General features: G+C 61.7%; 24 protein-coding genes, 2 tRNA genes and 1 pseudogene. 17 read left to right on the top strand and 10 right to left on the bottom strand.

The window, feature by feature from the left end; all coding sequences use genetic code 11:
• The first annotated feature begins 301 nt into the window (after positions 1-301).
• Entirely contained in the window at positions 302-1,408 is a 1,107-nt protein-coding gene (locus ACN9MO_RS09815) for an endonuclease/exonuclease/phosphatase family protein (RefSeq protein ID WP_057253959.1), read from the top strand.
• Positions 1,409-1,410: 2 nt separating this feature from the next.
• Positions 1,411-2,136 (top strand): NUDIX hydrolase, encoded by a 726-nt coding sequence (locus tag ACN9MO_RS09810; protein WP_112997055.1) that lies wholly within the window; start codon positions 1,411-1,413, stop codon positions 2,134-2,136.
• Between the two features lie 226 nt (positions 2,137-2,362).
• Here ACN9MO_RS09810 and ACN9MO_RS09805 read toward each other — a convergent pair whose 3' ends face one another.
• Positions 2,363-3,622 carry a calcium-binding protein gene (locus tag ACN9MO_RS09805; RefSeq protein WP_110878568.1) on the bottom strand — a complete coding sequence of 420 codons (1,260 nt, stop codon included), beginning with the start codon at positions 3,620-3,622 and terminating at the stop codon, positions 2,363-2,365.
• 418 nt (positions 3,623-4,040) lie between these two features.
• On the opposite strand from ACN9MO_RS09805, the gene ACN9MO_RS09800 reads away from it, so the two are divergent.
• Complete coding sequence (locus ACN9MO_RS09800; RefSeq protein ID WP_210185156.1) at positions 4,041-4,892, top strand: MBL fold metallo-hydrolase; 852 nt, start codon at positions 4,041-4,043, stop codon at positions 4,890-4,892.
• 290 nt (positions 4,893-5,182) lie between these two features.
• Entirely contained in the window at positions 5,183-6,100 is a 918-nt protein-coding gene (locus ACN9MO_RS09795) for a PhzF family phenazine biosynthesis protein (protein ID WP_113133748.1), read from the top strand.
• Positions 6,101-6,155: 55 nt separating this feature from the next.
• Here the strand turns inward: ACN9MO_RS09795 and ACN9MO_RS09790 are convergent.
• Positions 6,156-6,231: transfer RNA gene (locus tag ACN9MO_RS09790), tRNA-Lys, on the bottom strand.
• 366 nt (positions 6,232-6,597) lie between these two features.
• Between ACN9MO_RS09790 and ACN9MO_RS09785 the strand changes: the two genes are divergently transcribed.
• Positions 6,598-6,673 (top strand) — tRNA-Lys (locus tag ACN9MO_RS09785).
• Positions 6,674-6,816: 143 nt separating this feature from the next.
• The gene (locus ACN9MO_RS09780) at positions 6,817-6,969 is read left to right on the top strand and encodes a hypothetical protein (RefSeq protein WP_156414716.1); all 153 of its coding nucleotides are present in this window, start codon (positions 6,817-6,819) and stop codon (positions 6,967-6,969) included.
• A 37-nt stretch (positions 6,970-7,006) separates the two neighbouring features.
• Here the strand turns inward: ACN9MO_RS09780 and ACN9MO_RS09775 are convergent, their stop codons facing one another.
• Positions 7,007-7,438: a GFA family protein gene (locus ACN9MO_RS09775; protein WP_113132960.1), complete on the bottom strand. Its 432-nt coding sequence runs from the start codon at positions 7,436-7,438 to the stop codon at positions 7,007-7,009.
• Positions 7,439-8,139: 701 nt separating this feature from the next.
• On the opposite strand from ACN9MO_RS09775, the gene ACN9MO_RS09770 reads away from it, so the two are divergent.
• Positions 8,140-8,400 (top strand): DUF1127 domain-containing protein, encoded by a 261-nt coding sequence (locus ACN9MO_RS09770; RefSeq protein WP_082616056.1) that lies wholly within the window; start codon positions 8,140-8,142, stop codon positions 8,398-8,400.
• 370 nt (positions 8,401-8,770) lie between these two features.
• Here ACN9MO_RS09770 and ACN9MO_RS09765 read toward each other — a convergent pair whose 3' ends face one another.
• From ACN9MO_RS09765 to ACN9MO_RS09755, 3 genes are all read right to left on the bottom strand, one after another.
• Positions 8,771-8,968: a hypothetical protein gene (locus tag ACN9MO_RS09765; protein ID WP_113132956.1), complete on the bottom strand. Its 198-nt coding sequence runs from the start codon at positions 8,966-8,968 to the stop codon at positions 8,771-8,773.
• A 149-nt stretch (positions 8,969-9,117) separates the two neighbouring features.
• Positions 9,118-9,372 (bottom strand): hypothetical protein, encoded by a 255-nt coding sequence (locus tag ACN9MO_RS09760; RefSeq protein ID WP_113132957.1) that lies wholly within the window; start codon positions 9,370-9,372, stop codon positions 9,118-9,120.
• Between the two features lie 253 nt (positions 9,373-9,625).
• Positions 9,626-10,642 (bottom strand): glycosyltransferase family 2 protein, encoded by a 1,017-nt coding sequence (locus ACN9MO_RS09755; RefSeq protein WP_425987120.1) that lies wholly within the window; start codon positions 10,640-10,642, stop codon positions 9,626-9,628.
• Positions 10,643-10,858: 216 nt separating this feature from the next.
• Here ACN9MO_RS09755 and ACN9MO_RS09750 point away from each other — a divergent pair, with 216 nt between their 5' ends.
• From ACN9MO_RS09750 to ACN9MO_RS09730, 5 genes and pseudogenes are all read left to right on the top strand, one after another.
• Positions 10,859-11,386 carry a 50S ribosomal protein L11 methyltransferase gene (locus ACN9MO_RS09750; RefSeq protein WP_244495695.1) on the top strand — a complete coding sequence of 176 codons (528 nt, stop codon included), beginning with the start codon at positions 10,859-10,861 and terminating at the stop codon, positions 11,384-11,386.
• On the top strand, positions 11,361-11,558 hold the full coding sequence (locus tag ACN9MO_RS09745) for a hypothetical protein (RefSeq protein WP_244495696.1): 198 nt from the start codon (positions 11,361-11,363) through the stop codon (positions 11,556-11,558). The genes ACN9MO_RS09750 and ACN9MO_RS09745 overlap by 26 nt, the downstream gene beginning before the upstream one ends.
• Before the next feature lie 130 nt (positions 11,559-11,688).
• Entirely contained in the window at positions 11,689-12,054 is a 366-nt protein-coding gene (locus ACN9MO_RS09740) for a hypothetical protein (RefSeq protein ID WP_057253970.1), read from the top strand.
• 326 nt (positions 12,055-12,380) lie between these two features.
• Positions 12,381-12,797, top strand: a complete 417-nt coding sequence (locus tag ACN9MO_RS09735) for a hypothetical protein (protein ID WP_057253972.1) — start codon at positions 12,381-12,383, stop codon at positions 12,795-12,797.
• 448 nt (positions 12,798-13,245) lie between these two features.
• Positions 13,246-13,368: pseudogene (locus tag ACN9MO_RS09730) on the top strand (entericidin); the annotation flags it as partial.
• A gap of 187 nt (positions 13,369-13,555) precedes the next feature.
• Here the strand turns inward: ACN9MO_RS09730 and ACN9MO_RS09725 are convergent.
• From ACN9MO_RS09725 to ACN9MO_RS09715, 3 genes are read right to left on the bottom strand one after another with little or no spacing between them, the layout of a single operon-like run.
• Positions 13,556-13,960: a hypothetical protein gene (locus ACN9MO_RS09725; protein WP_057253974.1), complete on the bottom strand. Its 405-nt coding sequence runs from the start codon at positions 13,958-13,960 to the stop codon at positions 13,556-13,558.
• 35 nt (positions 13,961-13,995) lie between these two features.
• Positions 13,996-14,259 (bottom strand): hypothetical protein, encoded by a 264-nt coding sequence (locus ACN9MO_RS09720; protein ID WP_110881668.1) that lies wholly within the window; start codon positions 14,257-14,259, stop codon positions 13,996-13,998.
• Complete coding sequence (locus ACN9MO_RS09715) at positions 14,256-14,681, bottom strand: hypothetical protein (protein WP_112995530.1); 426 nt, start codon at positions 14,679-14,681, stop codon at positions 14,256-14,258. The genes ACN9MO_RS09720 and ACN9MO_RS09715 overlap by 4 nt, the downstream gene beginning before the upstream one ends.
• A gap of 247 nt (positions 14,682-14,928) precedes the next feature.
• Between ACN9MO_RS09715 and ACN9MO_RS09710 the strand changes: the two genes are divergently transcribed.
• Positions 14,929-15,177, top strand: a complete 249-nt coding sequence (locus ACN9MO_RS09710) for a hypothetical protein (protein ID WP_057253978.1) — start codon at positions 14,929-14,931, stop codon at positions 15,175-15,177.
• A 374-nt stretch (positions 15,178-15,551) separates the two neighbouring features.
• Here the strand turns inward: ACN9MO_RS09710 and ACN9MO_RS09705 are convergent, their stop codons facing one another.
• The gene (locus ACN9MO_RS09705; protein WP_057253980.1) at positions 15,552-16,199 is read right to left on the bottom strand and encodes a S24 family peptidase; all 648 of its coding nucleotides are present in this window, start codon (positions 16,197-16,199) and stop codon (positions 15,552-15,554) included.
• A gap of 1,017 nt (positions 16,200-17,216) precedes the next feature.
• Between ACN9MO_RS09705 and ACN9MO_RS09700 the strand changes: the two genes are divergently transcribed.
• From ACN9MO_RS09700 to ACN9MO_RS09685, 4 genes are all read left to right on the top strand, one after another.
• Positions 17,217-17,417, top strand: coding sequence for a hypothetical protein (locus ACN9MO_RS09700; RefSeq protein ID WP_057253982.1), 201 nt, complete (start codon positions 17,217-17,219; stop codon positions 17,415-17,417).
• Positions 17,418-17,875: 458 nt separating this feature from the next.
• Positions 17,876-18,412, top strand: coding sequence for a hypothetical protein (locus ACN9MO_RS09695; protein WP_143032972.1), 537 nt, complete (start codon positions 17,876-17,878; stop codon positions 18,410-18,412).
• Positions 18,402-19,079 (top strand): helix-turn-helix domain-containing protein, encoded by a 678-nt coding sequence (locus tag ACN9MO_RS09690; protein WP_244495697.1) that lies wholly within the window; start codon positions 18,402-18,404, stop codon positions 19,077-19,079. The genes ACN9MO_RS09695 and ACN9MO_RS09690 overlap by 11 nt, the downstream gene beginning before the upstream one ends.
• A gap of 104 nt (positions 19,080-19,183) precedes the next feature.
• Positions 19,184-19,786, top strand: a complete 603-nt coding sequence (locus tag ACN9MO_RS09685) for a hypothetical protein (protein WP_113132959.1) — start codon at positions 19,184-19,186, stop codon at positions 19,784-19,786.
• Positions 19,787-19,887: the final 101 nt, after the last annotated feature.

Here is a 19,887-nt window from a genome sequence, read left to right as displayed (position 1 = left end):
AACGCCATTTGAGCACATTGGTTCGCGTTCTGGATGACATGGATCATATTGCGGGCGCAGAGACGGAAAGCCGATCGGCCGGGAAGTCGCGCTCGCCGAGACGTGACTGGCCGACAAGGAAATCAGGCTCGACATTTGCCGCTCGATGCCTGGATCATTTGCGCAATTCCGGACGGAAAACCGCTTCGCACTTTTCCTGGAATTGCTCTTTGTATTGGACGCAATTCCAGGCGGAAAACCGCTTCACACTTTTCCTGGAATTGCTTTAAGCTCCCGGCATTTCATGCCACGGAATTGATAAATGTCGCTTCGCCTTGCCACCTTCAATATCGAGAACCTTTTGAGCCGCTTCGATTTTTCCGGCTTTCGCAACCAACTCAAGCAGGACCGGGTCCTCAGGCTCTTCGACGTGAAGACGGAAGCCGAATACCAGCGGCTGGAGGAGGCGCGCACCATCGCGCACACCGATGATACGCGGCAGATGTCGGCGCTCGCGATCGCCGATTGCGATGCGGATATCCTTTGCCTGCAGGAGGCCGACAACATGGCCTCGCTGCAGGCCTTCGAATACAACTATCTCTTCCGCATGGTGGGTAACGGCTATCGCCAGAAATACCTGATCGAGGGCAATGATTCGCGTGGGATCGACGTGGCCGTGCTGATGCGCGAGGAGACGCGCGACGGACAGCCGATCGAGTGCCTGGATGTGAAGAGCCATGCGGGGCTGACCTTTGAAGATCTCGACCTCTTCAACGACCAGCTCGCGCTCACCAACCGGCCGGCCGACCGGATCTTCAAGCGCGATTGCCTGGAGCTCGACCTGCGCATCGGCGGGCGGCCGCTGACGCTTTATGTCGTGCACTTCAAGTCGATGGGGCCGGCGCGCGAAGGGCTCGACGGCCGGCAGGCGACGATGCCGCTGCGCGTGGCGGAGGCGAGCGCCGTGCGCCATATCATCGAGAGCCGCTTCGGCCGCGGGAAGACCGCCGACAAGATGTTTGCGATCTGCGGCGACATGAACGACTACCAGGAGAAGGTGAACATCCTCGGCGACCGGCGCAACGGCTACCAGTTCGTGCCGCACGAGGAGGAAACGAGCTCGCTCGACGTGTTCAGCCATGACGGCTTCGTGGAAAACCCGATGCTGCGCCGGCCGGTGATGGACCGCTGGACGCTGTTTCACAGCCGCGGACCGCAGGAGCGGCACCTCTGCCAGCTCGACTATATCTGGCTGTCGCCGGCGCTTGCCAAGCGCAACCACTCCCAGGTGCCCGAGGTCATCCGCGGCGGCCAGCCGTTCCGCACGATTTTTCCGCCGGGGCTCGACGTGGAGCGCTACCCGCGCACCGGCTGGGACCGGCCGAAGGCGTCGGACCATTGCCCCGTGGCCATAACGCTGGATGTGTGACCATGGGCGCTCTTGAAAGCAATAGGGCAGCGTGGCCGGCCGAAGGCGTCATCATCCCGATCGACGACGTCGATATCCGCGTCAACGGCGCGGCGCATCCGTTTCACCTCGGCGAGGTCGAGCGGGCGCAGGAGAACTGGCACCGCGAAATCGCGGCCAACCCGCATCTCTTCGATGGCCGGATGGTGCTGCAGCGCGCGCTTCGCATCGAGGACGGGCGGATTCGGGGCGAGGGGCATGTCGTGCCCTATTCGACCTTTCTCTGGTGGCGGAAGACGCGGGCCGAAGGCGCCTTTCATCTCTTCGCCATGCCGGCGATCCTGTCCTCCGACGGCGCGTTGATCCTGGTGCGCATGGGGTCGCACACCGCCAATCCGGCCCGCGTCTACAGCCCCTCCGGCTCGCTGGAGCCAGAGGATATCGTCGACGGCCGCTGCGACATCGCCGGCAACATTCGCCGCGAGGCGCTGGAAGAAACCGGCATCGATCTCGCGCTTGCGACGGCCGAGCCCGGCTATCACCTCCTGCATATGGACCGCGCCGTGACCGTGCTTCGCGTCTACCGCTATCCGGAAACGGCGGCGGCGCTGGTTGCCCGCGTGGCGGCGCATGTCGCTGGTGATCCCGAGCCGGAGATCGACGAGGCGATTGCCGTTTTCGGGCCGGATCCGGACGCGAACAACTATCCGCCCTTCATCCTGCCTATCCTGAAGTGGCTGTTTCGGTAACATCCGCTCGCCACGGCCTTGAATCAATAAATCGCGCTATCTTTTTGTATTTGTAGTGCTTATGCCGCGCGCGTCTGCTTGCGCCTTAGGCCCTGTTGATGCGCAGGAAGAACTGCCACGCCTTCACACATGCCCGCGCCCCTCGGTCCTCACATCCCAACAATCAGGAAGGACCGCGCAGGGTGGAAAGCGGACTTCCGCCGGACCAGCCACCGACACTGCAGTCTCACAACGTGAAAGCAATATCGTCGGCAGATAAGTCCGCAAGCGAAACGCCTTCGATGAGGATACCTTCGGTTTCACCATGAAAGGCTACATAGAGACCCTCCTCTGTGTCATGCGAGGCAGCCACAAAGGAATCGAAATTATAGATGTTGGTGTCGCCAGGATAGAAGCCCCCCAACTCGATCACGTCGCCACTTTGGGTGTCAAAATCGACGATATGGTCGATGCTGCTATGGCGAACCTCAAATCCACTCCAGTGGAATGTGTCAGCGCCCTCACCGCCGATCAGACGATCCGCACCGTCGCCTCCAGAGAGGTGGTCATCGCCTTCACCCCCACTAAGTGAGTCGACTCCGGCACCGCCTTCAAGGCGGTCATCATCGCCTTCGCCATAGAGATAGTCATTATTTTCGCCGCCAAACAGGCGGTCGGCCCCATTGCCGCCGAAGAGGTTGTCGCGACTGAGGCCACCGAGCAAAGTATCATTGCCGCTGCCGGTATGTGCGTAAACCCGCTCAAAATTGTGAAAGGCCGTACCGGTCGATGTAACGCCATTGACCACATCGACCGTGACATCATCGGTCCGATCCGCATCCTCGAACCGTAACGTGTCGTCACCGTCGCCGCCGTCGAGTTCGGCAGATGAAAGTGTCGTTGTGATGCTGTCGTCGCCACTGCCGCCAGAAAGATGATTGGCCCCGAACCGATCGATTATCGTGTCGTTGCCCGCACCGGCGTCGATAACATCAGCACCCAGGGAACTCATTTGATTATGGGTGTTCGGCAATGACTGGCCGCCGATGATGTCCGCGCCGTCTCCGGTCGAGATCACGTCGTCACCCGTGCCACCCTCAACAATGTCCTTGCCGCTACCGGTCGTCAGCTCCAGCCGCTCAATACCGCGGTAGAAGATGTGATTGTCGGTCTCAGCCGGGTCACCGAAGGTTACGTGGCGGTTCATGCCGTTAAACGTGACTCGGTTGCCCGTCCCTGAAAGATTGATGACCAGCGTATCGATGCCGGCACCTCCCCGCGCCACGCCGCCCGTTCCGTTGAGTTCCAGCCGGTCATCGCCATCGCCGCCATCGAGCTCGTCATAGCCGCTGAAACTCACCAAGCCGTCGTTACCGGCCCCGCCATAGAGAAAATCGTTCCCAAGCCCGCCGTCCAGCGTGTCATTGGCGCCGAGACCCCAGATATTGTCGTTTTCGTCTGTCCCGAACAGGGTGTCGTTCGCATCAGTGCCGACTATCTTTGCCATTGTTTTCATCCTCCTGAAAGCAATCTATAAGCAAACAACAATTGCAAACAAGTATTATATTTATCAAGTGCAGTCATTTATTGTACTTCAATTATAATTCAAAACTTAAATTAATATCCATCACTGTCATTCAAATAACTGAAAGCCGGCGCGATCCTGGAACAACTGGCGTTGAGATCGATTACGCTTGCCCGAAGCGCCCGAGCCAGGCGCGGGACGGCTGGCAAGACTCGGATCTACGATTGTTAGTAGTTGCTGATGTTTCCTTCAAGTTTTGCTACTGATCTCGAGATGATGGAAGGTAGCGCGGTAACTGTGTGCCGCAGGCTGTTGAGCAAGATGGGAGAGCGCTCATGGCAACGGGGACAGGTTTCATGCCCGGGGAATGGGGGCAGGTACACTGCGTCCAAAACGTGGGTTGGTACCGTTTCCGACTGGGGGTATTCGAGGGGATGGTTATATCCATCACAGCTACGAGGGCTTCTACCCAGATGCTGATCCGGCCGAAATCGCCCGCCTGAAATCCGTCCATCGGTTGCCCATCGACCACATTCCAATGGATATCAACCCAGTCGTGATGAACACGGGCGACAGATTGTTTCTCATCGATGCGGGCGCGGGGCGGACACTTACATGGCGTGGCGACATGGGTCGTCTGATAGACAATCTCGGCGCGGCCGGTACTGATCCGAAAGACATCGACGCGGTCCTGATGACCCACCTGCATCCGGATCACGCCTTTGGCCTCATCCATCCCGACGGTAGCGCGACCTTCCCCAACGCGAAGCTTTTCTGCACCGATCGGGAATGGGCTGAATGGACCGATCCGGAAAACTTGAATCGGAATGACTTCCGATCGGAGTGGACGGGAGGAGCACTTGAAGCAGTGGCTCCTTATCGCGACAGGCTGAGGCTTTTCTCAGTCGGCGAGACCCTGTTCCCGGGAGTGTCCACGTTTTCCGTCGCGGGTCATACCGCCGGGATGTGCGCCTACATCTTCGAGAGCGAAGGGCAAAAAATTGTCTTCACCGGTGACGTCTGCCACCATCAGGTATACGACCCGGCTCATCCGGAATGGTATTTCCATATGGACTACGATACCAACCCGCAGCAGGCCGCGGATGCGAAGACCGCGATTTTCGCCAAGGTCGTGACCGAGGGTATTCGCTATCATGGCTACCATTTCCCTTTCCCGGGAATTGGGGACGTCGTGCCATTGGGCGACGGCACGTATCACTTTCATCCGGAGGCTGTTGCACCGCGCCATTAAGAGCCAAGTTCAGCCGTCGGTGGCTCGCAACCGGCGAACGATTGGTATTGGATTTTCCCGAGGAAGTCCGACGAGGGCTTACGCGGAAGACAGCAAATAAGCTCGGTCAATGTCTGCAGGTATTGCGACATAATCCCGGAAGTTTGGACGGCTCTCGTGAGCCTTTAATAGAGGTGCGTAGCGCTACGAACCCATGACACCTGCTCCGAGTTGTGCACGGGTGCTTTTTAACACTTGCCGCCCGCGCCCCGACGCTGCAAAGTTCGGGGCATCTTCGCAAGGGGACATGAATGGCGCTGAGTTACGCGATCTACGACGTCTTTACCGACAGGCAACTCGAAGGCAATCCACTGGCTGTGGTCTTCGGCGCCGACCGGCTGGACGACGAGACGATGCAGGCGATCGCGCAGGAATTCAACCTGTCGGAGACGGTGTTCATCCGCAGGCCCGGGGGTGCTGCGCATACGGCGAAGCTCCGGATCTTCACCCCCAGCCAGGAACTGCCCTTTGCCGGACATCCGACCGTTGGCGCGGCGATCGCTATCGCCGAGGCGCAGCATGGCGCGATCGAGGAGGGGATCGACCTTGTGCAGGTGCTGGAGGAGAAGGTGGGTCCGGTGCGCTGCGCCGTCCGCCTCAAGTCGAGGGCTGCGAGCTTTGCCGAGTTCGACCTGCCGCGCAAATCGGTACGGCTCGATGCCCGCTTCGACCGGCAGGCGATCGCCGATGCGTTGAGCCTGAAACAATCACAGATCGGCTTCGAGAACCACGTGCCTTCGTTCTGGAGTGCCGGCGCGCCCTTCGTCATGGTGCCGGTGCACGATATTGCGGCGGTTTCTTCGATCGAGTTCGATTCGCAACGCTGGGAGCAACTGACGCCGATGGCCGAGGGGCGGCTGGCCCCGGCCTATGTCTATTGCCGCGGCGGCGTGAACCACACGGCGCGCTTCCACGCGCGCAAGTTCGGCCCCGGTGCCGGCAACCTCGAGGACCCGGCGACCGGCTCGGCCGTGGCCGCTCTCTCCGGTGCCATCCATTTTTTCGACCAGTTCGTCGACGGTCATCACCCGGTGCTGGTCGAGCAGGGGGTGGAAATGGGACGGCCGTCCTTCATCCACCTGCATCTGGATATCGCCGGCGGCGAGATCAGCAATGCCCGCATCGGCGGCCACGCGGTGAAGATCGGCGCAGGCGAACTTTTCGTCTGAAGCGGGAGCCAAGCGTTTTGGAAAAGAGAAATTCAATCAGCGTTTTAGGAGAATTTGGTGGGTGATCACGGGCTCGAACCGTGGACCCGCTGATTAAGAGTCAGCTGCTCTACCAACTGAGCTAATCACCCATCCGCGACCGCGTCGGTCAAGTCCCGTCGCTGTCGTGAGGGGGCGTATAAAGGCGTTCGATTGGCTTGTCCAGCGCCTTTGTGAAAATCTTTTGAAAAACTTCATGGGGCCAAGGCGCGCCCTGTGGAGAACGCCCCGCACACCGCCGTGGTTGTAGGGAACACGGGAGTCACGACGAAAGACGCGTTTGACAACTGCCGCTTTGACCTGGGCGGCCGCTTCATCGGCGTGCGCTGATGGCGCGGCCAGGCGAGAGCAAACGCAATCAACTCGGAGCCGGATGGAAACGCTGTGGGTTTATCGTCGCGTGACGCAAATACCCTCTTGAGTGTCATCGGCCCGTGCGCTAAAGCGACGCCACGGATGGGTGATTAGCTCAGTTGGTAGAGCAGCTGACTCTTAATCAGCGGGTCCACGGTTCGAGCCCGTGATCACCCACCAAAACTTCTCCTAAGACGCTGATTAAATTCCAATTTTTCCGGCAGGCATATTGGTGCGCTTTCCAGGTTCTGGGAGGTATCCACGGCCCGTTCCTAAGCATCCGGCGTGACCGCGTGCCGTCCTGTCCGCCGACACTTGTTGCGATGGCCTACGAGGCGCATCAGCGGCGCCATAATCCCGACCGGCGATATGTGCAGCGCTCGACCAGCGCGATTGGTCGCCTGGTCGAGCCGGTCGCGGGCGACGCCAACGGCACCGACCACGCCCTCATCAAACGGTGCGCCGAACATTCATAACGGCGTGACCAATATCGTCGTCAGACGCTGCTGCCGTTCATTTGGCGGGAAAGTATCGGAGCGTTCCGGCGAGCCGCGGGCCGGTCGATCCCTGGGCGTCCATCGGGTGATTGATGCCGTCGTTCACGGGCAATTCTTCAAAATCAAAGGGGCTCACGCCTTCGAGACACGCTGCATTGACGCCGTAGAAATCGGGGTTCGCGCGCGGCCTGTGGAAGGTGTAGATGCCGCATTTTGAGCAAAAGAAATGCTCGGCCGCCTTTGTGTTGAACTGATACCTGGTCAGCGCCTCACCGCCTGAAAGCACAGTGACGCCGTCCTTTGCGGCGGAGACGGCAACCGCGCCCTTCAACTGGCAGTAAGAGCAGGTGCAGCGGCGGGCCGTATGAAGACCGTTCTTCAATCGAACATTGAAACGAACTGTTTTGCAGTGACAGGCGCCGTTGAGGTCCTGAACGTCGAGATTCATGGAAGCATCCATCTGATTTTGAAGCGCAATTGACGTCCTTTTCTTAGGGGCTGGATTGCGGATGCTCAAGTGCGGGCAAAGCGAATGGCATGCCGGGCGGAAGGTGAGGACAGCCGTGACGACCCTTGGAGGCCTCTCCGCCTCATCGCGGCAGCGCCTCGACGTCGTGGCGTGAGGGGCGTGGCTCTGTGGTCGCGATGTCAACGATGCTGCCGATGCAGATCAGTGCGAAGAAGACGGAGAACGAGACAATGACAATCAATCGCTCCGTTTTGAACTCTTCGCCGCGGTGGAAAAGCCGCGTCTGTTGGCGATAAAGGCCGGATCGACCCCTGCGGCACGCTCGCACCCGTCACCTGTTGCTCCCGTGCAACAGGCACTTCGTCATTCCGACAGTTTGCGATTGTGCTCTTGCCGCAGAAGTAAACTCGTGTAATTTTCACCAAATCGGAGCTCAAACTAGAGGAGGCATACGATGAATCATAATTTTGTTCAGATGCTCGCCTCTGGTGGAATGGCTTGCTCGTCACGACGAGTGTGCCACAATTCTGTGAATTACTTCGGCGCATAAACGCGACCCGAGTTCCGCCTTTTCGTATTTTCCATTTTGACTTGATGTGTTCGGTTCCCGGAACGCGTTTCCGTGTCCGCGCGCATCCATAATCTAGAGGACCCGGCCGCTCGCGGCGGCGGGAATAATCATGCGCGAATTACAACTCACCTCCGCCGGCACCCTGCCGGCGATCATGGACGACCTGTTTCGAACGTTCGGCTTCCGGCAGACCGTCGGTGCCTTCCTTGTTGCTGCCTGGAGGCGTCGTCGGACGCTCAACCAGCTCAGCCATCTCTCCGATCACTTGCTCCGCGATATCGGCGCGGAGGAAGGCGTGAAGAAGCCCGAGATAGCCGACATATCCCTCTGGCAAATGCCGGTCGGCTATCCGGTTACGAGACACAACTGAGGCCCGCGTCAGCGGGCCTCAGGCTGCTGGCAAACCTAAAGATGGCTTTCTGCCGCGAAGGGTGTCCCATTCTCCGTCATCCTCGCCCTTGTGGCGGGGATGTGAGCGACCCGACGTCCGTCGGGTCGAAAGACCTTTCAGCTCAAGGACTTGGGCTGGTCTCGCAGTTCCAGCGCGCAATTCGGTGGCGGCGCCGGTTGTGTGTGGACGCGGCTGATCCTGCAACGCCGCGCATCAACTCAGGCGCGCAAAGGTCGCCGTAGCACTTTGAATTGCTGCATGTTTTTGCCCTTTAACCGGCTACGAACAAAGGAAACATGCAGTCGGCAAGTCATCTCTCGTCACCAGCGTGTTGCAGTCGGATCGGAGATCAGGGTGCCAGCGCGGTCGCCGCTGCGGCGCAGTCGTGTTTTATCATCGCCGCTGCGAGGTTCGCTCGCCCGGTACCGGTGGCCTTCGCCTTTGCTGCCGCCATGTCCCTGCACCAGTTTGCGTCGAGAACCTCTTCCGGGATGTGCGGCATGCAGGACGAGAGAAGCAGCAGCAAACATAGCAACGCGACGCGCATTCAAGGCTCCTTTGCGGGTGCCGGATTCTTATCATCAGCGAACCGAAAGGAAACACGTGCTTGTGCTTGGGTGGCTGCCTGATAGCCCTTGTTTCATGCGACCACCCGCTGGCCGGCGGTGCGGCAGGGGTGGTCGCGTTTCGTGGCCGTTACGGTGTCGTTGCCGGCTGCGTCGTTGACGGTTCGGTCGTGGACGGCTGAGTGGTCGAGGGCTGCGTCGTCGACTGGTCAGTCGTTGCCGGCTGCTGCGTCGTTGCTGGCTTCTGCTCGGTCGTCGCGGGCTCCGTCGTCGTCGTCGCCGGTGCCGTCTCGGTGGCTTGCTTGGCCCCCGGTTTCAGGTACACGACGCCAAGAATGATGAGCACGATCACAACCACGATGCCGATGACTGTGTTTCGATTCATGCAGGCTTCTCCTCAGGTTAAGTGCCTCAGAGGTGTAAATGGAGCGGTCGGTCGAATAATCAACGGCCAAACTCGCGGATCGGTTGAAAAACGATCCATCCGGTCGCGCAGCGACCGGCCGTGCCGTTGATCTTCGGCCTGGAGACATAGCCGGGAGCGGCGCGGTGATGAGTTCTCGAGCGTGCCTGTGCCGGGAGAGCCGGTGCTTTTCCGGTGTGTGAAGGCTGACTGGTAAGGGCCGCGGACCGCGAGCCTAGCGCTCGCCGCCGGCGGTGGATTTGGGCACGGGGGTGATGAAGCCGAGCCGCAGCAATTGCTTCGAACCGCCGAATTTCACCGAGGGATGGGAAAAGAGCTGCAGCGCGCCGGTGCCGGCGAGGGCTTCCGTCATCTTCGCATAGGCCGCCGAACCGTCGAAGTATTGGCCGTCGGCGACGGCATCCTCGATGACCTTTTCGTAGTCGGCGAAGAACTTGAAATGCAGCAGCGCGCCGAGCACCGAGGAGAAGTTGCGTTGATAGGGCAGCGGCTGATGGATGCTGGCGCCGAAGCGACAGTCCTCGTCCCAGAAGATCAACGGATACTTGATCAGTTCCAGGTCGGATTCAAACTCGCGGTGGCGCGCGCCGCCCTTGACCGTGATCGCGCGCGCGGTCGTTGCCAGCGAATAGCCACGGCTATCGAAATGATCGGCGACCTCCCACGGGGCTCGGGTTTTCAGCTGATTGACGTCTGCCGTGCGCAGATTGACCGGATACATATCCAGCATCGGTGCGGGCAGCCGTGAAATCTTCAGATTCTCGAGCGTATGGATCACCGACCACAGCGTGCGGTTCTCGCAATCGTCGTAGATCAGGAACTCATCGGAATCGACGTTGACGTACCAGCGGTCGCCGCCATAGCGCGCAAACAGCGCCTCCCTCCAGAGGCGGCCGCGCCGGGCTTCCGCGTAGCGAAGCGCAGACGCCCACAGGTCGACATCGGGCTGGCCCAGCAGATATTCACGCGTCCCATCGGTCGAGGCATCATCCACACAGATGAAACGGGTAACGCCCAACGACCGGTAATGCGCCAGAAAGCCGGGCATCAGCTTCGCGTCATTGCGGCTGAGGAAAACCAGCGGGAGATCATCAGGGTAGAGCGACGTTTGCCCCTGCGGGCTGACGCAGCGCAGGTCGACTTCGCGGCCCTCCGTCCGTTCGCGACGCTCGACCTTGGCGGATTCGTACCAGGTGATGAGGCGATCGAAGAGGTTTCGGTCCGAGATCATCTCGGCGTCGGATTGATCCCTGAAGGGATAGGTAATGTCTTTCATTCCCATTCCGATATGTATTCTTCATACATAATATGGGGCGACTTAGATCAAAAACACCGGTGAGGCAATTGCCTGATGGCATCGACCCGGCGATGCCGCGAGTGGCGCATTGCCTGTCTCTGGAGCGCGAAATCGCACTAACTGGCGGGGAAAAGATCCTTGAGGCAAGGCATGAAGCGTCTTCTTCGTTCGATCCGAAAGAGAATTCGCTACTTCACCAATGCGCGCACGGTGACGATCGACGGCATCCGGCTGGTGTCCGACGCGGCGCGCGTTCCGGCCGTCGTGCGCGACCTGATGTATCGCGAAGTCTACGAGGATACGGAGCGCAACATCCTGCTTCGGCTGCTGAAGCCCGGCTCGAAGGTGCTGGAAGTCGGCACCGGCGTCGGCTTCATCGCGCTGCTTGCGGCAAGGATCTGCGGCGCTTCGAACGTGCTGACCTATGAGGCCAATGCGTCGCTGGAGCCGCTGATCCGCGAGAACTTCCGGCTGAACGGCATCGAGCCCGCCTTGCGGCTCAGAGCGATGACGGCCGAAGGGCGCAGGATCTCCTTCTTCCGGAGCGACAACATCATTTCGTCGAGCGCCTACGACCGTCAGCTGCCGGGCGCGAAAGTGGAGCGACGTCTTCTCCGAGGTACTCCAGACCTATCGCCCCGATGTGCTGATCATGGATGTGGAAGGCAGCGAGGATGAATTGCTGCGCGTTGCCGATTTCGGCTCGTTCAGGGATATCCTGGTGGAACTGCACCCGCATGTCATCGGCGAGGCGAAGGTCGAGGAATTGAAGGCGATCCTGGCGGACAAGGGGTTCCGGCAAGGCGAGACCGACCGCAAGACCTTCCATTTCCACCGGAACCGCGCTTGAACGCAGCCGATTTCGCTCGCCATGACGCGACCATCGCAACTTTTTGGCGGGTCGTTGGTTACTCCTGCATTCACGTTCACTGGGCTAGCCTTGAGGTCCTCTCAATGGGTAGCGGGTGGAGGAGACTGATATGACACACAAGATGAGCAAACTTCTGGCCGTGCTCCTGGTCGCCGCAGGCGCCGTAGGCGCCGTCACGGCGCTGCCTTCGGTATCTCCGGCGCAGTCCCTTGATCTCTACATCGGACCTCGCGGCGACGATGGCGACTGGGATCGGGACTATCGGCGCGAACGCCGCTATGACGACGATTACTACAGCCCGCGGCGCGGCTGCAGCGCCCGCCAGGCCATTCGCCGCGCCTATGGCTATGGCATGCGTGATCCCGAGATCGCCGGAATGAGCCGCAACCGAATCGTCGTCGAGGGCATCGGACGGCGTGGACAATACGCCAGGATCTATCTCGCCAACCGCAGCGGTTGCCCGCGCATCCGCTAGATCACTTCATTGTTTCATCGAAACACTGAAGTGATCTAAGTCTTTGAAATTACGCAATTCTGGACGGAAAACCGTTTCGCACTTTTCCTGGAATTGCTCTAACGTGTCTCCCTGTCTCGACCGCGCGCTTGGTGCGGTCAGGGGGCGCGGTCGAGGGCGCAGTCGGGAATTGCCTGCGCCGCGCAAAGGACACGCGGCAAATGCTCCTCGTTCCGTATTCCGCAGTGCGAGGCGGCGGCGTGATGCTCGTGCCTGGCTCGCCGCAATGGGGTGAACGCCGCTGGTCCGTTCCCTTGAGGAAGGGCAATGTGATATAGCGTCCGCCGATGATCATTCCGACCTCTTCGACATCCACACCGCTCGGCGAGCGTGCCTGCGGCACCTGCACCCTTTGCTGCCGGCTGCCGGATATCGACGCGTTGGAAAAACCGGCAAACGACTGGTGCCGGCATTGCATCGACGGTGAGGGGTGCCGGATCTATGAGCAGCGGCCGCAGCTCTGTCGCGACTTCCTCTGTCTTTGGCGCACGGATGAGGGCCTGGACGACACCTGGGATCCGGCGCGCTCGCGCATGATGATTTATCGGCAGGGGCCGCAGGTCACCGTTCTCGTCGATCCCGATTATCCGGAAATCTGGAAGCAGACGCCCTATGCCGAGACGCTGCAGCGCTGGGCGCGCGCGGGCGAAGGCGGGCAATATGTGATCGTCTTTGTCGGCGACGCCGTATTCAAGGTCGTCTGACGCGCGCGACAAAGCGCGAAAAAGAAAGAGCCCCGCACGAGGGCGGGGCAAGCGAGCACCCAAAATGGCTCGGGGTGCGGGGAAGCGCAGTCAGAAAGAACGTACTGCGCGGTACGGAAGCTAACGCGCATCCGCCAGCCGGGGGAAGGCCTGATTCGGCGATTCCGGTACGCTCGCCAAAATAAATCCTGAGAAGAGCCGAGCGGCGGGCCATGGCCGCCGCGCCCGTCTTTCGCGGTCCCGGTCTTGAGCAGCGCCGATTGACTTTGCCGCGTTCCGCCTCATTTCCGAAAGGAGAAACTGACGGAGACGATGATGTCAAAGACGATGCTCATGGTCCTCTGCCTACTGCATGTGTCCTTTAATCGTACCCGATTAAAGGACAAGAACATGCAGCAATTCAAAGTGCTACAGCGACCTTTGCGCGTCTGATAAGACGCGCGGCGCTGTAGCGCTTCTTGCCCTTTCGGCCTGTGGCAACACGGCGCGCGGCTTTCGGCAGGATGGAGCCGAGACCGGCCACGCACTCGACGACGCGACGCACCGGGTACTGAAGTCGACCTCGAAATAGAGCAAATCCAGGAAAAGTGCGAAACGGTTTTCCGTTCGGAATTGCGTAATTTCAAAGACTTAGATCACTTCAGTGTTTCGATGAAACAATGAAATGATCTAGGGCGCAAGAACCCGATGCAGGAAAGGCACTTCGGCCTTTCCTGTGTTCGCGCTCGATGGTGGTGCGGTCGGTGCCCGGACGAGCGTTATCGCGGCCGCAAGGCGTTCGGCTGAGCGACCGTTTCGCTGCTCGAAAAGATGACGACTGCAAACAGCAGCACGCCGACGAAGGCGACGATCGAGGCCGCGGCGACGATGGGCTCGATCTCGGGCCTGCCGGTGACCATCAGATAGAGCGACGGCACCAGCACGGCGACGCCTGAGGTGTAGACGTAATATTGGATCATGGCGAGCCGGCGCTCGGCCTTGGCGGGATTGAGCGCATAATAGATGCCGAAGATTGCCATCGTGACCCAGCCGAGCAGGTTTGTATGGGCATGCGCCGGCGTGGCGGCATGATCCTGACTGATAGCCATGTGCAGGCCGATACAGAGGCCGATGATCAGGAATATGATTGCGGTCTTGAAATACAATTGAGCAAGGCGCGGCATCGATTCTCTCCTCTTGATGCTCCCCGCTTACTTTATTAGCATTTTTGCAAATTAATAATGATTGCCAATATTGGGCACTTTGCGCCGTCGTCATGCCCGCGAGCGGATCCATGCGACCGGGCGGTTGCCGCGGCCAATGCGGCGCGCTTGCGCGTGGCCATGTCGTTGAAAGCGGTGAGGTTCTGGCGCTGCAGATAGGCGGATATCGCGGCTTCCACGCCGCGCTCATTGCCGCCTTCGGCTTCCCAGAAGGCTTCCATGGCGGCGAAGAGGGCGGACTTGTCGAGCGTCATGGTCATCTGAGATCGGCACCGAACTGCTGGCGGTGGTTGAGGGTGCCGTGGACGGCCTGGCTGTAGGGGGAGCGTTCCGCGTCGAAATCCGCGCACCAGCGCTCCCAGGCGTCGGAGGTGCGGACAAAGGCCGGCAGCTTGTGCTCCTCTTGCGGGCTCTGGTCGTAGCCTTCGAGCCAGGCGTCGGCGACCGTCTCGGTCACGTCTTCGCCGTGGAGGACGTCGAGATCGAAGCGGATCAGCTTTGCGACATGCTCGCCATCGTGGACCCGAAGCCAATCGGCAGCGGTGCGGTAGGTGGTGCCGACCGTGTCTGTCTCCTCGCAAAAATAGCCGGTGCCGAGCGTCATGACGGCGAGAATGACCTCGCGCCCGTGAAGGAACGGGGCGGGGCCTGTCACAGCATCCGCGATCAACACGTCGGGCATCGTTCACCTCGGCCTGTTCGAGGTGCGCGCTGGCGCGCCCTTGCGGGTGCCATCGGTCCCTCCGGTTTCGTTCTGTGGCAATATAGGAAAATTCCTATTTATACTTCAATAGGAAAGGCACTGCCGGCAGGAATTTTCTTCGCGCGGCCGCTTTGAGTTGTCGATAGGCGATTATTTGTTCTTGTTTTGTTCGATCGATTGCGCCACCTTGGAGCCGCCATTCCAGGTGGCGGAAAAGGAGCATGGGATGATCACCTATTTCGTGGTTCAGAGCTTCACGCTGGGGAGCCGCGGGGCGCTGCTTGCCGACAATCCGGTGCAGGCGACCGGGGCCGAACATGCGGTGCGGCTGGCCGAAAGGCTGGCAGCGACCAAGGTGGGCGTCGTGGCCTTCAGCCGCTCAGGCGATCTCGCGACCGGGGAGTTCGAGGACGCCACGCTGCTCTTCATGTCGGGCGACCTGCCGATGGAGATCGAGGAGGGGATGGCGGCCTGAGTGTCAAGTGGCAGGAGGCAGCGGACCGAACGCTTTGTGACGGCATGCGGAACGGCGGCGATTGCATGGCGAAGTGTTGAGGACTGCCCCGAGGCGATGCCTTGCCCGCGGCATCCTCGCCTGGCGGTGAGGGGCGAACCAGCCAGTGCCTGTGGCGTGCGGGATTTGTCCCTGGATCGGCTGGCACTTGGTGCAGAATTGACGTGCCTGTGGTCGGGACTCGCTACCCCACTGCCAGTCGTCGAGACAAGCTGGCGCCCATCGCGGCCCTGTTCAGGGGGTGAGCAGCTATGTGGTCGGCATGCTGCTTTGAATCAGGTAAGCGATATAGCACGTTGAATATGCAAGGATATCGTCGCTTGGCCCTGCAGGCTCTAGCGGGCGCTGTATTTGCCGACCACCCGGTGGCAGAAGGACCACTCGACCCGGCTCTCGGTGAATTCCAGGAAAGGGTTGTACTGCCGGAGCGTCCATTCGCGGTCGTTGAAGGAGACCAGCCGCTTGATGATCGCTTCGGCGTCGTTGGCGGGCGGCACGTGATAGAGCACCACGTCCTTGTCGCGCGCCGGCGGCAGATGCGGGTGGACGAGCGCCATGTCGCCGGGCTCGTATGCCGGGATCATCGAGCTGCCGGTGAGGTAGATGCCGTAGGCGCCCTTGACGCCCTCAAGCACCGAGGGGCGCTTGACATATTCGACCGCATCGAAGGTGACGATCACGTGGCCGTCGCCGCCTTGCGCGGCGGCGAAGATCGGTAGGTCGCGATGGCCGACGAGCTGTTCGCCGGGCACGATCTGCGGTGCGAAGCCGGGCGCACGTCTCGGTGCCGCTTCGGCGGCGGGGGCGCCCTGAATCAGATCGACGATCGTGCGCGCGTCGCGCTCGCGCAGTTCCCGCGGTGTCTCGCGCTCGACGAATTGCTGGATATAGGCGTGGTTCTTCGCGATCGCGATCGACAGATCCTTGTAGGTCGTCTTCTTCGCGTCGACTGCTTCCCGGATAAGGCGGCGCAATTCGTCCATGGCACTGGCATCCCAGATTCCGTTTCTTACGTCCAATAGGAAATTTCCTCTTGATGAGTGTAGGAAATCCTACTATGAATAGGATGTCAACGGAAATGAGCGGTGCAAATCGCCTGAGTTTCCGGCGGCGGCCGGCATCGCCAGCGTTTTTAAAAGACGCGCGGCGCTGTCAATGGCCCCACAGATCGGTCTCCGCAGCAATTGCGGTGAGCATTTTGAGAAAAGCTGCTGTCTTCCCGATCGGCAACGATTTCGGGGTGCGCAGCGGGCGAGAGGTTCCGCTTCCTCCCCGGAGCCTCTCGCTCTTCGATTACGATGATCTTGGGTCGGCTCGGCCCGGCAACATGAGCGCGATCGAAATTGGCGCGAGCGGAACGCGGGCGGGAAACCGTCAGCACTTTTCCTCCTCTCGCTGCGATTCGTCGCCGGCAAGCCGTCACCGGCGCATGCCTCCGGAACTGGCAATGGTTGCGGCTGGCGGCGTGCGCGGTCCGGGCGCCGGGAGCAGGCGGCTGCGCTCCTTGGGGGTGCGGTGCCGGCTCACGAGCCCGAAGTGGCGCCCGTCGTCCCGCCTGCATTCCTTTGGGATGCGCGGCGCAAGGGACCGAAGGGCCTGACCGGTCCGCCCATCAGGGGCGGATGCTGGAAGCGGCTTGTCGGCGGGGTGGGGAGACAATCGGATTTGGCGCGCGATGAGCGCGATGGAATGGCCGTGCCAGACGGGGCGGCCAAAGGCGAAGGCATGGGAAAAGGCATGGCGCAGGACAGTCTGACAGGAAGGCCTGGAGCCTCCCGCTTTCAAGTGGAAACGCTGGAGGCGGAAAGATGCTCTGGAATCAAAGTGCTGGAGCGTCCTTTGTGCGTTCGGTCGAACGCACGGCGCTCTAGAGGACAGGCGGAAAGCAAGGGCGCGGGCGTCCTGCCGCCTTTGGTACGCGTCTGCGGCAGCGCTGTTGCCGCGGCGCCCGGCAAGGCCAGGGCCGGGGCCGCATCCCGGCCGAGCGGGGAGTAGCGGCCATGCGCATCACCGCGATCGTCGAGGCGCTGGTTCAATCCGGTGCGTCGCCGGAGATGATCCTTTGCGCCGTGCGCGCCGCCGAAGCCGGGCAGCAGTCGGAGATCGAGCGGCGCCGGGCAGGCGATCGCGAACGGCAGCAGCGTCACAGGGCGCGCGTGACGTCACGCGATGTCACGGCGACAGCGGCGGGTGTCCTCTAACTCTCCCGACACGACTCCGGCCGGGAGCGGCCCTCAGCTCGATCTCCACCTGGGGGCGGAAAATGCAGCGCGGTCGGGGCGCGGCCGCAGGGCCAGCCGGCTGCCCGCGACCTTCGAGCCCGACTGGGCGTTTGCCGCCGGGCTCGGCTTCGGGCCGGCCGAGGCAACAATCGAATTCGACAAGTTTCGCGACTACTGGACCGCCAAATCCGGCCGCAATGCCACCAAGCTCGACTGGGCGGCCACCTGGCGGAACTGGATGCGCAATGCCGGCCGACCAGCCAGGGCTGGCGGCCCCCAAGTCGCGAGCCGATCAACCGCGGCGGGCCGGGCCGGAGACGCCGGACCACCGCGACGCGGACATCGCCAGCAGGCGCCGCCGCACGAGACCGCCTTTGCCCGCCACCAGCGGGAATGCAGGCAAGCGATTGAAAGCGAAATCAAAGGAAACCGAAACAATGACCCTCTTGGAAATGATGAGTTTGCCGGCGCAGGCCCGGCTTTCGACCTTGAGCCGGGAGATTACCGCGCTCACTGAACGGCTGGCGCCGGCCAGCGAGGCGGCGGTGCTGCGCAGCCTCGACGCGATGCAGACGGCCGGCATGACGATGCCGCAGGGGATCGAGCCGAAAAAGATCCTCGCCGTCTACCACTATGCGCTCTCCGGCGTGCCGGGCTGTGGGCTAACGGCGGCGACGCAGAAGCTGATCCGCGGCGACTATGCGGCCAACGCCAATGTGCTGCTGGGCACGATCCCGAAGCCGCCGGTGCTGGCGGCACTGGCAAAGGCAGAGGCGCTGAGCATGCGGGCGGAGCTTGCCCGCAAGCGTGAGACGATCGCCGCCCTCAAGCCCCGGGATACCGGCCGTTCCGAAGCCAGTCGTGCCCGCGTTCGCGCCAGGCTCGAAGCGTTTCGGCGGACACACGCAGCGGCCAAGGCGGCCGCCCAGAACGTAAGCGCGCTTGCAACCCGGGAGATCCACCATGCAGCCTGAGGCAACGGAATTCATGACAGGGCAGACAGCTGCAGGCGGCAGGACAAGCGCCGTTGCGGCGCGGGCGAGGGCCGTGCCCGGGGCTGGCGGTGACGACGATACGGGAAAGCGCCACCGTGGACAGGCGCGCGCGGAAAGCGGCGCAGAGGCTATGGCAATGCGGATGACGGCAGGCGACGAGGTGAGGCAGAAGGCGGCCGCGCGTGGTCACGCGCAAGCCGAAGGTTCCGTGGGGATGGCCGCGGCTGACCGCGAGGCGGCGCCCGCCGCGACGCTGGAGGATCTGGCGGGCATGGTCGCGGTTCAGGTGCGCACGCAAACGCGGCGGATCGCGGAGCTGGAACTGGCGCTCGCCGATGCGGAGGCGCGGCTTCTGTCGCAGGCGCGGATGATTTGCGGCGCGGCGGATGCGGCAGGCGGCGATCTCTTCAGCCGGCGGCCGGTGCGCGAGATCATCGACGACGTGCTTGGCGCCTATCCCGGCATCACCTGGGAGGAGATCATCGGCGTTGGCCGCGAGCGCCGCCTGGTCGAGCCGCGCCATCGCTGCATGGCGGCAGTCTACGAGGAGCGCAAGGATCTGTCGCTGCCGGCGCTCGGCCGCATCTTCCACCGCGACCATACGTCGGTGCTGCATGCGGTGAACAGGCGCGGCGCCAGCCGATGACGGCAGCCTTTTGATTTTTGGATTGATTTTGCGTCAGCGCGAAGCCGGGGCCGGCGGTACGGCCAAGCAGCGATGACGAATGAATGAAACGAGGAAACGATACGATGACATCCAAGGCAGAACGCATCCGCATCAAGCGCGCCAACCGGGCCGGCCGGCCGCGCAAGGCCGACGTGGCACGCTATCCCGGTGGGCAGATCAAGCACGGCGAGACCGAACGGGAGGTGCGCTCCGTGGCGCTCGACGCGCGCAAGCGCATGCATTTTTCCGGCAAGCGCGACGTCGATGTTGCGAGCCCCTTTGCCGGCTACACACTCGGCCGCATGTTCCTCGACGGCAAGCTGACGGCGCATGAGCGCGAGGCGGGCGACGAGTACGCCCGGCAGATGGCGCGCTATTACAGCCTCACCGGCATTCCCTTTCCGAGTGTCAGGGCGCAGTCGCTCTTCAGCGTCAAGGGTTTTGCCGGCGAGACCTCCGCCGAGCGTGCCCGGAGCGCCCGCCAGGCGGCGAACCGGATGATGGAACTGGAAGGCGTGCTCCTGAAACTGCAGGACGGACCGCAGGTGAAGACGACGGTCTTCAACGTCTGCATCATGGATTACGAGATGCTGCGCACCATGCCGGAACGGCAGCTCGCCTGGCTGAAACGCGGGCTGACCGAGCTGCACTGGCACTTGGGGCTGTCGCGGGAGAAGGAGGGGTGAGGTAGATGGCGCCCATCTTCTGGACCGCTCGTCCGGCCTGCCGGCCACCGTCTCGCCGCAGGCGGGGAGAAGGGACATATGGCGACGCCCCACCTAAATCG

The organism is Ensifer sp. R-19, assembly GCF_049905105.1.
Classification (GTDB): Bacteria; Pseudomonadota; Alphaproteobacteria; order Rhizobiales; family Rhizobiaceae; genus Ensifer.
The sequence above is the reverse complement of the archived record's forward strand: the minus strand, read 5'-3'. Positions and strand labels throughout refer to the sequence as shown.

Bases quoted from the DNA above. Each gene is read 5' to 3' on its own strand.
- ACN9MO_RS09755 (WP_425987120.1), bottom strand. From the start codon at position 10,642: ATGATCTCGGACCGAAACCTCTTCGATCGCCTCATCACCTGGTACGAA.
- ACN9MO_RS09725 (WP_057253974.1), bottom strand. From the start codon at position 13,960: ATGCCGCGCCTTGCTCAATTGTATTTCAAGACCGCAATCATATTCCTG.
- ACN9MO_RS09805 (WP_110878568.1), bottom strand. From the start codon at position 3,622: ATGGCAAAGATAGTCGGCACTGATGCGAACGACACCCTGTTCGGGACA.
- ACN9MO_RS09810 (WP_112997055.1), top strand. From the start codon at position 1,411: ATGGGCGCTCTTGAAAGCAATAGGGCAGCGTGGCCGGCCGAAGGCGTC.
- ACN9MO_RS09700 (WP_057253982.1), top strand. From the start codon at position 17,217: ATGCGCATCACCGCGATCGTCGAGGCGCTGGTTCAATCCGGTGCGTCG.
- ACN9MO_RS09715 (WP_112995530.1), bottom strand. From the start codon at position 14,681: ATGCCCGACGTGTTGATCGCGGATGCTGTGACAGGCCCCGCCCCGTTC.
- ACN9MO_RS09770 (WP_082616056.1), top strand. From the start codon at position 8,140: ATGCGCGAATTACAACTCACCTCCGCCGGCACCCTGCCGGCGATCATG.
- ACN9MO_RS09710 (WP_057253978.1), top strand. From the start codon at position 14,929: ATGATCACCTATTTCGTGGTTCAGAGCTTCACGCTGGGGAGCCGCGGG.
- ACN9MO_RS09760 (WP_113132957.1), bottom strand. From the start codon at position 9,372: ATGAATCGAAACACAGTCATCGGCATCGTGGTTGTGATCGTGCTCATC.
- ACN9MO_RS09685 (WP_113132959.1), top strand. From the start codon at position 19,184: ATGACATCCAAGGCAGAACGCATCCGCATCAAGCGCGCCAACCGGGCC.
- ACN9MO_RS09735 (WP_057253972.1), top strand. From the start codon at position 12,381: ATGATCATTCCGACCTCTTCGACATCCACACCGCTCGGCGAGCGTGCC.
- ACN9MO_RS09780 (WP_156414716.1), top strand. From the start codon at position 6,817: ATGGCCTACGAGGCGCATCAGCGGCGCCATAATCCCGACCGGCGATAT.
- ACN9MO_RS09745 (WP_244495696.1), top strand. From the start codon at position 11,361: ATGGATGTGGAAGGCAGCGAGGATGAATTGCTGCGCGTTGCCGATTTC.
- ACN9MO_RS09775 (WP_113132960.1), bottom strand. From the start codon at position 7,438: ATGAATCTCGACGTTCAGGACCTCAACGGCGCCTGTCACTGCAAAACA.
- ACN9MO_RS09740 (WP_057253970.1), top strand. From the start codon at position 11,689: ATGACACACAAGATGAGCAAACTTCTGGCCGTGCTCCTGGTCGCCGCA.
- ACN9MO_RS09795 (WP_113133748.1), top strand. From the start codon at position 5,183: ATGGCGCTGAGTTACGCGATCTACGACGTCTTTACCGACAGGCAACTC.
- ACN9MO_RS09720 (WP_110881668.1), bottom strand. From the start codon at position 14,259: ATGACCATGACGCTCGACAAGTCCGCCCTCTTCGCCGCCATGGAAGCC.
- ACN9MO_RS09750 (WP_244495695.1), top strand. From the start codon at position 10,859: ATGAAGCGTCTTCTTCGTTCGATCCGAAAGAGAATTCGCTACTTCACC.
- ACN9MO_RS09815 (WP_057253959.1), top strand. From the start codon at position 302: ATGTCGCTTCGCCTTGCCACCTTCAATATCGAGAACCTTTTGAGCCGC.
- ACN9MO_RS09705 (WP_057253980.1), bottom strand. From the start codon at position 16,199: ATGGACGAATTGCGCCGCCTTATCCGGGAAGCAGTCGACGCGAAGAAG.
- ACN9MO_RS09695 (WP_143032972.1), top strand. From the start codon at position 17,876: ATGACCCTCTTGGAAATGATGAGTTTGCCGGCGCAGGCCCGGCTTTCG.
- ACN9MO_RS09690 (WP_244495697.1), top strand. From the start codon at position 18,402: ATGCAGCCTGAGGCAACGGAATTCATGACAGGGCAGACAGCTGCAGGC.
- ACN9MO_RS09765 (WP_113132956.1), bottom strand. From the start codon at position 8,968: ATGCGCGTCGCGTTGCTATGTTTGCTGCTGCTTCTCTCGTCCTGCATG.